Origin of the sequence: Pseudoalteromonas sp. SG43-3, assembly GCF_014164385.1 — a bacterium.
Taxonomy (GTDB): Bacteria; Pseudomonadota; Gammaproteobacteria; order Enterobacterales; family Alteromonadaceae; genus Pseudoalteromonas; species Pseudoalteromonas distincta.
In genome coordinates this window covers 1-11,810 of the sequence record NZ_JACJFC010000001.1, presented here as the reverse complement: position 1 = coordinate 11,810, position 11,810 = coordinate 1, and the positions used below count along the sequence as shown (strand labels likewise).

General features: G+C 38.5%; 9 protein-coding genes. 6 read left to right on the top strand and 3 right to left on the bottom strand.

What is annotated here, in order from left to right; translation table 11 throughout:
* The first annotated feature begins 2 nt into the window (after positions 1–2).
* From pdxA to H5157_RS00020, 6 genes are all read left to right on the top strand, one after another.
* Positions 3–995 (top strand): 4-hydroxythreonine-4-phosphate dehydrogenase PdxA, encoded by a 993-nt coding sequence (gene pdxA, locus H5157_RS00045; protein ID WP_182719917.1) that lies wholly within the window; start codon positions 3–5, stop codon positions 993–995.
* The gene (rsmA, locus tag H5157_RS00040; RefSeq protein ID WP_002960838.1) at positions 992–1,798 is read left to right on the top strand and encodes a 16S rRNA (adenine(1518)-N(6)/adenine(1519)-N(6))-dimethyltransferase RsmA; all 807 of its coding nucleotides are present in this window, start codon (positions 992–994) and stop codon (positions 1,796–1,798) included. Before pdxA ends, rsmA begins: the two co-directional genes overlap by 4 nt.
* Positions 1,782–2,171, top strand: a complete 390-nt coding sequence (gene apaG, locus H5157_RS00035; protein ID WP_002960839.1) for a Co2+/Mg2+ efflux protein ApaG — start codon at positions 1,782–1,784, stop codon at positions 2,169–2,171. The genes rsmA and apaG overlap by 17 nt, the downstream gene beginning before the upstream one ends.
* Positions 2,172–2,179: 8 nt before the next feature.
* Positions 2,180–2,998: a symmetrical bis(5'-nucleosyl)-tetraphosphatase gene (locus tag H5157_RS00030; RefSeq protein WP_182694752.1), complete on the top strand. Its 819-nt coding sequence runs from the start codon at positions 2,180–2,182 to the stop codon at positions 2,996–2,998.
* A 137-nt stretch (positions 2,999–3,135) separates the two neighbouring features.
* On the top strand, positions 3,136–5,151 hold the full coding sequence (locus H5157_RS00025; RefSeq protein ID WP_182719918.1) for a methyl-accepting chemotaxis protein: 2,016 nt from the start codon (positions 3,136–3,138) through the stop codon (positions 5,149–5,151).
* An 813-nt stretch (positions 5,152–5,964) separates the two neighbouring features.
* Complete coding sequence (locus tag H5157_RS00020; protein ID WP_182694753.1) at positions 5,965–7,407, top strand: capsule assembly Wzi family protein; 1,443 nt, start codon at positions 5,965–5,967, stop codon at positions 7,405–7,407.
* Positions 7,408–7,718: 311 nt separating this feature from the next.
* Here H5157_RS00020 and H5157_RS00015 read toward each other — a convergent pair whose 3' ends face one another.
* The 3 genes from H5157_RS00015 to cysC all read right to left on the bottom strand — a co-directional run bounded on the left by H5157_RS00015 (position 7,719) and on the right by cysC (position 11,693).
* On the bottom strand, positions 7,719–8,885 hold the full coding sequence (locus tag H5157_RS00015; RefSeq protein WP_182719919.1) for a nucleotide sugar dehydrogenase: 1,167 nt from the start codon (positions 8,883–8,885) through the stop codon (positions 7,719–7,721).
* A gap of 1,161 nt (positions 8,886–10,046) precedes the next feature.
* Positions 10,047–11,003: a DHH family phosphoesterase gene (locus H5157_RS00010; protein WP_154904286.1), complete on the bottom strand. Its 957-nt coding sequence runs from the start codon at positions 11,001–11,003 to the stop codon at positions 10,047–10,049.
* Positions 11,004–11,087: 84 nt separating this feature from the next.
* Positions 11,088–11,693 carry an adenylyl-sulfate kinase gene (cysC, locus tag H5157_RS00005; protein ID WP_024596724.1) on the bottom strand — a complete coding sequence of 202 codons (606 nt, stop codon included), beginning with the start codon at positions 11,691–11,693 and terminating at the stop codon, positions 11,088–11,090.
* Positions 11,694–11,810: the final 117 nt, after the last annotated feature.

Below are 11,810 nucleotides of genomic sequence, written 5' to 3'. Positions count from 1 at the left end.
ATATGACTCTAAGAATTGCTATTACACCGGGTGAACCAGCCGGTATTGGCCCAGATCTGCTACTCACGCTTGCTCAGCAAGCGTGGGACGCTCAACTTATAGCGATTGCTGATGGCAAACTATTAAAAAAGCGTGCAAAGCATTTAGGCTTAACAATAAATTTAATTGAATTTGATGATAATGCCCCCGCCATAGCAGCACCTGCGGGCAGTTTGTATATTCATCAGGTTGATTTAGGTGCGGATGTAGAGCTTGGCGTACTAAACGACGGTAACGGCCAATACGTGTTAGATACCTTGCGTATAGCAAGCGAAAAAAACATGGATGGCACGTTCGATGCGGTTGTTACGGGCCCTGTTCACAAAGGCATTATTAACAAAGCGGGCATTTCATTTAGCGGACACACTGAGTATTTTGCGCAGCAATCAAATACTGCAGATGTGGTTATGATGCTTGCAACTGAAGGTTTACGCGTTGCACTTGTAACCACGCATATTCCACTTGCGTATGTGTCGCGTGCCATTACTCCTGAGCGCTTAACTAAAGTAGCGGGTATTTTAAATCACGATTTACAAACTAAGTTTGGGATAGAAAAACCACGTATTTTAGTGTGTGGCTTAAACCCACATGCAGGTGAAGATGGCCATTTAGGCCGTGAAGAAATAGAAACAATCACCCCAACGCTTGAAATACTTAGAAGCGAAGGGATGAATTTAATTGGCCCACTACCGGCCGATACCTTATTTCAACATAAATACCTATCTGAAGCAGATGCAGTACTTGCTATGTATCACGATCAGGGATTACCTGTGCTAAAATACAAAGGATTTGGTAAATCGGTAAATATTACCCTTGGCTTACCATTTATCCGCACCTCAGTTGACCACGGTACTGCTCTCGATTTAGCAGGGACTGGTACAGCTGACGTTGGCAGTTTTGAATTAGCGATCCGCGAAGCAATTAAGCTCGCCCAAGAAAAAGCACAAAATCAATGACCGATAAAGTACATTTAGGACACCGCGCTCGTAAGCGTTTTGGGCAAAACTTTTTATTTGATGAATCTATCATCGATAAAATAGTCTCTGCGATTGATCCTAAACCAGAAGACAACTTAGTAGAAATTGGCCCCGGCCTTGGCGCAATTACTGAGCCAGTAGCCGACTTAAGCGGCCATTTAACGGTTGTTGAATTAGATAAAGACTTAGCACAACGATTAATTGAACACCCATTTTTGGGTCCTAAATTAACCGTTAACCAAGGCGATGCAATGACGTTTGACTTTGCAAGCTTGGTTCGCGATGACAAAAAATTAAAAGTGTTTGGTAACTTACCTTACAATATTTCGACACCGTTATTGTTTCACCTTTTTGAATTTTCAGATCATATTGAGCACATGCACTTTATGCTTCAAAAAGAAGTAGTAAAACGCATGGTAGCAGGCCCAGGTAGTAAAACATTTGGTCGCTTAAGCGTAATGACTCAATACTACTGTAATGCAATGCCGGTTGTTGAAGTACCACCTGAGTGCTTTAAACCAGCGCCAAAAGTTGACTCTGCTGTTATTCGTTTAATACCTAAAAAGCCAGAGCAACGTACAGCAAAAAGCGTTAAAATTTTAAACACCGTGTGTTTAGAAGCATTTAACCAGCGCCGCAAAACGCTACGTAATAGTTTAGGTAATTTACTTACCGCAGAAGAACTAACTAGCATTGGCATTGATATAACGCTGCGTGCTGAGCGCTTATCTTTACAACAATTTATTGATATAGCTAACTGGATTTATGACAACAAGCAGTAACATTGGATCGCCTGTAAAGGTATCTGTAGAAACATTTTACGTAGAAGGCCAATCTCAACCTGAGCTTGAAAAATACGTATTTGCTTACTCGGTAACAATTAAAAACCATAGTTTATGCAGTGCAAAATTACTGAGCCGCTATTGGTTAATTACCGATGCAAATGGCAAACAAGTAGAAGTTGAAGGCGAAGGCGTTGTTGGCGAAATGCCAGATATTGGCCCAGGCGAAAGCTATAAATACACCAGCGGTGCAATTTTAGATACACCTGTAGGCACTATGCAAGGCCATTACACGTTACGCAACGAATTTGGCTCTGAGTTTCAGGCGCCTATTAATGTCTTTCGTTTGGCTTGCCCTAACATTTTGCATTAAGCACTTAGATGGCAGATTATGCGATAGGTGATTTACAAGGGTGTTTTAGTGAATTTAACACCCTTTTACAACGGGTTGATTTTAACCCAAGTAAAGATCACCTATATTTAGTTGGCGACATAGTTGCTCGCGGGCCAGACTCCCTAGCCTGCTTAGACTATATTTACCAACATCAAAATAGCATGACCATTACTTTAGGCAATCACGACCTTCACATGGTTGCCTGCTACTTTCTTAACAAACCCACTAATCCAAAAGATAAATTAAACTCAATATTTGAAAGCCCTAAATTGGCTAACTACATCGCTTTTTTACAAACCCAGCCTTTGGCTTTAGAGCTTAAAAAACATAACTGCTTTATATCTCACGCGGGGTTAAATCCCGATTGGTCTGTTGAAGATGCGCTAAAACAAGCTCAATTTGCACAAAGCTGTTATCAATCAAGTAACGCAAAAGCGTTTTTTGAACACATGTACCAGGCTCACCCCGCTAGGTGGTCTAACACCCTTGATGACTTTGCAAAGTTTAGATACATAGTTAATTACTTTACCCGCATGCGTTTTTTAACAAGTGATAACAAACTCGAGCTTAATGCAAAGGGTGCAATAACCGACAGCGAAACTCTCACTCCTTGGTTTAACCACCCCAATATAGCTAAATCTAAACACGATATTATTTTTGGCCACTGGGCCGCACTTGAAGGTAGAACAGGTAATCCAAGGGTTCACGCCCTAGATACAGGCTGCGTATGGGGTAACACCATGAGCCTAATGGAGCTGAGTACTAAAAAAGTAATTGTAGAAAATTCCCACCTTTCGTCTAAATAAACTGAAAAAAAACAATACATCTGTTAGATTTATCAATTAATAGTTAAAATTAATTAAAGTAATTGATTTTAATTACTTAACTTATTGGTACAAACGCCGATAAGTCTTAATTGAAGTACTTTTTGAGTGGAAATCTTATGAACCTGACAGTAAGCCAGCGTATTTGGGGTGGTTTTATATTTATCACACTATTATTATTAATAATTGGTGGTAATTCCTTAATAAAAATTGCAAATATTGACCGTTCCACTCAAAAAGTGAACCAACTATCACTCCCAGCATTAAATAAAAGCTCTGAGCTACAAGCCGAATTTATTTTAATGAGTAAAGCCGCACAAGCGAGCTTTTACACTACATCAGCCAATGAGCTTGCGCCAATAAAAGCACAGGTCCTTGAACAAAAACAATTGTTCAACACGCTGCACCGTGAGCTTCAAGATGTAGTAAAAAACGATGCTGCACTTAATCAAAGCAGCCAAAACGTAGAAAAAACCTATTTAAGCTTTTTAAGCACCGTTGAAAATTTATTAGCAGATAAAGGCAAGCAACTAGCATTAAATAAAGCATTAAAAGCACAATTAGAAAATATAGAACTAAGTGCAGAAGATGCTAACTCTGTTGTACTCGACATTATCGACATTGACGGATTTGAACAAAACCACCCTCGCGCTTATCAAGCTGCAAATAATTTAGAAAACAACTTTATGTCGGTAGTTAGTAACAGCACCGACATGCTAACTGTTAAAACGCTTAATACTCTCGATATTGTTAAAAACGAGCAAACGTATTACCTTGAAGAAGTAATCCGTACCGTTGATTTAATTAAGCCAGCAATAGAGCAAACGCATAGCGACTTATATTCAAGCCTAAAAGAGTATGTTGATATTTTAGAAAATAACATAAAGGGCAATAACAGCTTAGCGGCAAACAAAAAACGTTTAATTGATTCGATTACGCTTACGCAATCAGAGCTTGCGCAGTCAGAGCAAGCCACCAAAATGGCACTTAACCAAATTGACGAACTAGTTAATCAAGCGAGTGACGTTGCGTTTAAATTACAACAAGGTGTGCGCAGCGACGTTGACTCAGCTAATTTATGGACGTGGGTTGGCATGGTTATAGCCACTCTTTTAGCAATTGTGATTGCCATTATTACTGTTAGCCGCATTACTAAACCACTTGCCGAAGTTAATCGCATTTTAGATATTGTTGCCAGTGGCGACATGACACAACGTTTAGACGACAGTGCTCAAGACGAGTTTGGCGAACTATCTAAAAGTTGTAATACACTAATTGACAGCCTACGCAGCCTAATTAAAGGTATTATTTCGCGCTCTACTCAGCTTGCAGCAGCATCAGAGCAAACATCGGCCATTACCTCAGAATCAAGCCAAGCAATTCGTAACCAACAAGCACAAGTTGAACAAGCAGCTACTGCAACAACCGAAATGAGCAGTACATCGCAAACAGTTAGTAACAGCGCTCAACAAGCGCTTAGCGAAATTAAAAATGCTGATAAAGAAGCTGAACGCGTTAAAGGTATTTCGAATAACAATAAAGCAACGATTGAACAGCTAGCGCGTGAAGTAGACGACGCCTCACAAGTCATTAATAAACTGCATCAAGATAGCGCATCAATAGGCAGCATTTTAGATGTAATACGCGGAATAGCGGATCAAACTAACCTACTTGCACTAAATGCCGCAATTGAAGCTGCACGTGCAGGTGAATACGGCCGAGGCTTTGCTGTTGTAGCTGACGAAGTACGCTCTCTAGCAAGTAAAACTCAAGAGTCGACCCAAGAGATACAATCAATGATTGAGTCTCTACAAACAGGCGCAGAAGCTGCCGTAACCGCAATGAGTAAAGGTAAACAACGTGCGGTATCGTGTGTTGAACAAACAGACCTAGCAAGTAGCGCACTTGATTCGATTACATTTGCGGTTTCGCAAGCTCACGACGTAAGTGAAGAAATTTCGACTGCCGCACTTGAGCAACAACAAGTAGCACAAGAAATTAGCGAACGCCTTGAGTCGATTGTAGCCATCGCAGAGCAAACAGCCGAAGGCGCAAATCAAACTAATATCTCAAGTTCAGAAGTAGCAAAACTTGCTGAAGAACTTCGCTTGTCGGTAGACGAATTTAAAGTTTAAGTTTACTAAAACGATTAAAAAAACCCCGATGGTACTATGCACCATCGGGTTTTTTGTTTATTAGGGCTTTAAAGTGAGGTATAAAACCTTACCGGTAAGCGCCGCTCTTACTCACGTAAAAACGCAATTTTAAACATTTATATTACCTACTTTTGCCTTCACTAAAGTGCAGCGCCCTCTTAACCTCTTTGTGAATAAATTACTTAAAACCCTATTGCACAAAGAGAAGTAAATGAGAAGACATTAAAATAATAGTAATTATGTATTTTTACTTCTCTAAAGCGAAGCGCCCTCTTAGCCTCCTTGTGAATAAATTACTTAAAACCTTATTGCACAAAGAGAAGTAAAAGAGGAGTAAATGAGAAGACATTAAAACAATAGTAATTATGTATTTTTACTTCTCTAAAGCGAAGCGCCCTCTTAGCCTCTTTGAGAATAAATTACTTAAAACCTTATTGCACAAAGAGAAGCAAAAGAGGAGTAAATGAGAAGACATTAAAATAATAGTAATTATGTATTTTTACTTCTCTAAAGCGCAGCGCCCTCTTAGCCTCTTTGTGAATAAATAACTTATAAATCTATTTTTTGTAGGTATAACTTATTAAATGCGTTCGCCACCTGCTTTATAGCAAAACACTACATGCAAAAACGCGCTCGAATTCGGAATTTAACGGAAAGTCTATCACCTGCGAATGATAGCTTACTCCTATATATCCCCACTAATATATCGCTTTTTTCTTCCTTACTTAGGCGTTTATTGCTAACCTCGCGTTAACGTTTTTACTTAAACAAATTTTTGCTAACGGAATAATTATGCTCAAAAAAATATCACTGTTTATCGGGATGGCAATCAGTGCAAATGCTGTTGCTAAAGGTGGCGTATCACCCTACTTACCTTTAAATCAAGCCCCAGAACTTGAGCACTTAGTACAACAACTTTTAGCTGTAAGTAAAAACACACACATTATGAGTAAACCTTATAAATCTCACGATATTTATCGAATATTACAAACCATAAGGTATGACTACCCTGAGCTTTATCACACACTTACTTATCAAATTAATCCTTATATACAATCAAGCGCAACCACTCTTGCTAAAGTAACTTTATCAGCAGGCACGAATGAAAAGAACATACCAAATCAACGCGGCCAAACAACAAAAACAAACCTAATAGTTGAAGGTGGTGCTTATTCTAATTTTGGTGATTACTTCGGTATGAGTGCTGTAGGTATAGCCAACGAGGATGAAATATTACTAACGCAAAGTATCATGTACTTAGGCTTCAAATATGCACAACTAGATATCGGTTATAGAGAGCATTGGTATTCACCTTTTAACAACAGCGCAATGTTACTCAGCACACAAGCCGAAACAACTCCGTCTATATCCATAAGTAATGTAACCCCCATAACTAGCTTTAATATTCGATACGATATGTTTATTACTCAACTCTCTGAGCAAAGAGGTATCTTAAAAAACAAAAGAGTCGAAAACGCAGAAGATCGAGAGTATGAACCCGGAAAACCTTACTTATTCGGCCTACATACTAGCTTAGCAATAACTGACAATCTGACTGTCAGTTTAAGCCGTCTCATGCAGTTCGGTGGGGGACCAAGAGATGTATCATTAAAAGATTTTGCTGAAGGTTTTTTTAGCCCCGGAAGCAAAGATAATGTTGGCGAAGATGACACAAACGACGTTAACTTTGAATTAGGTGATCAACTAGGTGCTATTGCTTTTGAGTATTCGAACACACTCTATGATACACCTTATGAACTATATGCAGAAATAGCATTAGAAGACACCCTTGGAGGGGATCGTAATAATGCATATAGCTTTGGTTTATTTCTTCCATTTATCAGCGACAAACACAGCTTACGCATCGAACACAGTAACTGGCAAGAGCTTTGGTATGCCAATGGTATATATCTAGATGGAAATAGAAATAACGGCAATGTAATTGGCCACTGGGCTGGTGATGAGCATATCTACGACGACTATGTTGCTGCTAAGGCCGTTAGCTTAAATTGGAACTGGCAATTGAATCGAAAAGAGAGCCTGCAAACTACATTCAGCAGTTTAAAAAACAAAAGTGATGTTTATACGACCAGCTATGAGTTACAAATAACTTATAATAGAAAGCTTTCTAGAGCAGCTTGGGGAGTTAAAAGCTGGGGTGTAGATTTTTATGGCGGTGAGGATGTATACGGTGACTCATTTGCTAAATTAGGTGTTACGGCTAATTTTAATTAGTAATAGCTGTTTTGTGCTTACATTTAAATTATATCAATTCGCTTAATTAGGTGATCTATTTTGAGGTAATAAAATCGTGTAGGTAACAAGACAAAAATTTCGTTATTTATTTGTTATATATCGGAATTTTTAACACAGTTAGCGTCAGATTTAACCCCTCAAATTTATTAAGTATTATTGTTATTAAGCCAAATAAAATGTATAGCACTTAATGCTATAGACCTTCACACTATATAGATATAAAAAACCCCGTGATTACCACGGGGTTACATACGTATTAAACAATAAGAAGCTAATAGCTTGTTAGTAGTTTAATCACTACCAAATAAATCGCGTGTATAAACTTTGTCTGCAATATCACTGAGTTCTTCAACCATACGGTTAGACACAACAACGTCAGATATTTGCTTAAACTCATTTAAGTCTTTAATTACGCGAGAATGGTAAAATTCGCTTTCTTCAAGTACTGGTTCGTAAACTACTACCTCAATACCTTTAGCTTTAATGCGCTTCATAATACCTTGAATAGCAGAAGCTCTAAAGTTATCAGACCCTGTTTTCATTACTAAACGATACACGCCAACCACTTTAGGGCTACGCTTAATTATTGAGTCCGCAATAAAGTCTTTACGTGTCGTATTAGCATCAACAATCGCACCAATAATGTTGTTTGGTACATTTGCATAATTTGCACGTAATTGCTTAGTATCTTTTGGTAAGCAGTAACCGCCATATCCAAACGATGGATTATTGTAATGATCACCAATACGTGGGTCTAAACTAACACCCTGTATAATTTGCTTAGAGTTTAAGCCATGCGCTTCAGCGTAGCTATCAAGCTCATTAAAGTAAGCTACACGCATTGCTAAATAAGTGTTTGAGAACAACTTAATAGCTTCGGCTTCAGTTGAGTCAGTAAAAAGTACTTCAATATCTTCTTTGATAGCGCCTTGCTTAAGTAAGTTAGCAAATACACTTGCACGCTCAGTTTGCTCACCAACAACAATACGCGATGGGTATAGGTTATCGTGTAGCGCTTTACCTTCACGTAAAAACTCCGGTGAAAATATTAAATTACTAATACCCAACGTCTCTTTAATATTTTGCGTAAAACCAACCGGTATAGTCGACTTAATCACCATAACTGCATTTGGGTTATGCGCTATCGCATCTTTAATTACAGCCTCTACAGAGCTTGTATTAAAGTAGTTATTTTCAACATCGTAATCGGTTGGAGTCGCAATAATTACAAAATCGGCATTTTTGTATGCGGCTACTTTATCAGTTGTGGCTGTAAAATTTAAATCACTGCGTGTTAAAAAATCACTAATTTCAGTATCAACAATAGGCGATTGCTTATTGTTTAAAAGCGCAATTTTGTGTTCGTCTATATCTAATGCAACCACTTCATTGTGTTGTGCTAACAACATAGCATTAGAAAGGCCTACATAGCCTGTACCTACAACGGCAATTTTCATTTTATTCCCTTAATATTTATAGTGTTAATCATTCTAATTTTACTTTATGAGCGTTCACTTAAAAACAATTTTATCACCCATAACACAGAGGTACTACATCGAGAAGTTATTTGATCTTCTCCTTCACTTCTCCTTGTCTTCTCGGTGGTGATAATAATGTCTTAATTACTTTATGAGCATTTAGCCCAAAACAATTTTACCACCGAGAGCACAGAGGCGCTTCGCGCTACACGGAGAGCACAGAGGCGCTTCGCGCTACACGGAGAAGTTCTTAGATCTTCTCTTTCACTTCACCTTGTCTTCTCGGTGGTGATAATAATGTCTTAATTACTTTATGAGCATTTAGCCCAAAACAATTTTACCACCGAGAACACAGAAGCGCTTCGCGCTACACGGAGAAGTTCTTAGATCTTCTCTTTCACTTCTCCTTATCTTCTCGGTGGTGATAATAATGTCTTAATCACTTTATAAGCATTTAGCCCAAAACAATTTTACCACCGAGAACACAGAAGCGCTTCGCGCTACACAGATAAGTTATTTGATCTTCTCCTTCACTTCTCCTTGTCTTCTCGGTGGTGATAATAATGTCTTAATTACTTTATGAGCATTTAGCCCAAAACAATTTTACCACCGAGAGGACAGAGGCGCTTCGCGCTACACGGAGAAGTTATTTGATCTTCCCCTTCACTTCTCCTTGTCTTCTCGGTGGTGATAATAATGTCTTAATTACTTTATGAGCATTTAGCCCAAAACAATTTTACCACCGAGAGCACAGAGGCGCTTCGCGCTACACAAAGAAGTTCTTAGATCTTCTCTTTCACTTCACCTTGTCTTCTCTGTGGTGATAATAATGTCTTAATCACTTAATGAGTATTTAGCCCAAAACAATTTTACCACCGAGAGCACAGAGGCGCTTCGCGCTACACGGAGAAGTTCTTAGATCTTCTCTTTCACTTCTCCTTATCTTCTCGGTGGTGATAATAATGTCTTAATCACTTTATAAGCATTTAGCCCAAAACAATTCTACCACCGAGAGCACCGAGGCGCTTCGCGCTACACGGAGAAGTTATTAGCTCCTCTCCTTCACTTCTCTGTACCCTCTGTGTTGATAACTATTACTTATTCACTTAATAAATAAGATTTAGAACTCATCTAAATACATTACTTATAGTAACCTACTAGTTCAGTTATAAAATTTGAAAGTTGCGACTCAGGCAGCTCATTAATTCCAGCAGCAGCGGCTCGCCCACCACCGGTTGCAAACTTACTACATATATCAACAGCTCCCTGCTTATTACTAAGCGGAGCGCGTACACTAACAGTATAACTTCCCTTATTATTGCTTGTAACAACACCATGCGCTTTAGTCGGAGCTTGGTTAGCTAAATCATTACCTAATACACCACTAACACGACGCGCCCAAGGCTCATCATCTAATAAAATAACTTTGGCAGTATCACAATCATGCAGGACTTTGGCTCCTGCAGCTTTTTTCATATCAGCTTTATAAGCACGCTCTAAAGTATAGTAAGCAGAGTTTTCATCGTTTATGGCATCAAGCGGCGATTTATATTGCAAAAGTTGCTCGTAAAGATCTTCTGGAGAAAAATGTAAATCAGCAACTTCACTCCCATAACCATTATAATTAATATACGTACCAAATGCTTTTAGCTGCGATTTTTGTAATTCAGTCAGTTTTAACTTATCAGCTTCAGCATCAGCCTTTGCAAATAAATTATCCCCATATGCAGCAGTAATTGCCCACAGGTGGAATTGATTATTAAGTAAATCACTCACAATTAAACTGGTGCACATATTTGCATCCAGATCTATATGAGGAAATAAATTTGCGTGATTAGGAATGTCACCTGCTTTGTGATGGTCAACATACATAACTTTAGCGCCAGCCGTTAAAGCATCATGAAGAGCTGGCATATTTTTTTCCATTGAAATATCAAGCACACGAATACAGTCGCCTGATTGTGGTGTTACTTTTTTTAGTAACTGAATATCACGCTTAACCCCAGTTACTTTAACTGTGTCTGTCGGATTAGCGAGTTGTAACTGAAGTAATGCGATAATACCATCAGCATCACCATTAAAAACATCGTATTTCATAATAGTCTCAAAGTCAGAAAACAAAGTACTTTGCTTAACTAAGCGGTTAATCTTTAAATTATTCAGGTATCAAAATCTGAATACCTATAATTTTATAACTTCTTTTTCTTTTAAATACTGAATAATTTGCTCAACACTTTGTTCAATACTTTGCTGTGCTGTTTTTACATGTAACTCTGGTGATATTGGTACATCAAAAGCAGAGCTAATCCCCGTAAAGTTAGGTATTTCGCCAGCTCTCGCTTTTTTATACAAACCTTTAGGATCGCGGCTTTCGCATACTTCTATTGGAGTATCAATAAACACCTCAATAAACTCACCGTTGGCCATAATACTGCGAGCCTGGGCACGATCTGTAGCAAATGGAGAAATAAATGCTGTCGACACTATTAAGCCAGCATCAACAAATAACTTAGCAACTTCACTAATACGACGAATATTTTCAATACGGTCTTCATCGCTAAATGTGAGCCCTTTATTTAGACCCATACGAACATTGTCACCATCTAACAAATAAGTATGACAACCTAATTCAAATAATTTTGATTCCACCGCATTAGCAATAGTCGATTTACCTGAGCCACTTAATCCCGTATACCAAAGCAAAACCGGCTTATGTCCTTTATGACCTTGCTTTTGTTCTCGTGACACCGTTTGCGTGTGCCATACTATATTTTCATCCTGGCTCATTAATATACCTTACCTTTTATTCTTGTACGGCCCGAGGTAACCCCACACCGACGTAATATAATTTAAAATGTGACACCATAGTCCATTACATGTCTACTTAAACGGAAAAAACACCGG

Excerpts from the sequence above, each read along its gene's own strand:
- pdxA (WP_182719917.1), top strand. The coding sequence starts at position 3 with ATGACTCTAAGAATTGCTATTACACCGGGTGAACCAGCCGGTATTGGC.
- H5157_RS00015 (WP_182719919.1), bottom strand. The coding sequence starts at position 8,885 with ATGAAAATTGCCGTTGTAGGTACAGGCTATGTAGGCCTTTCTAATGCT.
- rsmA (WP_002960838.1), top strand. The coding sequence starts at position 992 with ATGACCGATAAAGTACATTTAGGACACCGCGCTCGTAAGCGTTTTGGG.
- apaG (WP_002960839.1), top strand. The coding sequence starts at position 1,782 with ATGACAACAAGCAGTAACATTGGATCGCCTGTAAAGGTATCTGTAGAA.
- cysC (WP_024596724.1), bottom strand. The coding sequence starts at position 11,693 with ATGAGCCAGGATGAAAATATAGTATGGCACACGCAAACGGTGTCACGA.
- H5157_RS00010 (WP_154904286.1), bottom strand. The coding sequence starts at position 11,003 with ATGAAATACGATGTTTTTAATGGTGATGCTGATGGTATTATCGCATTA.
- H5157_RS00025 (WP_182719918.1), top strand. The coding sequence starts at position 3,136 with ATGAACCTGACAGTAAGCCAGCGTATTTGGGGTGGTTTTATATTTATC.
- H5157_RS00020 (WP_182694753.1), top strand. The coding sequence starts at position 5,965 with ATGCTCAAAAAAATATCACTGTTTATCGGGATGGCAATCAGTGCAAAT.
- H5157_RS00030 (WP_182694752.1), top strand. The coding sequence starts at position 2,180 with ATGGCAGATTATGCGATAGGTGATTTACAAGGGTGTTTTAGTGAATTT.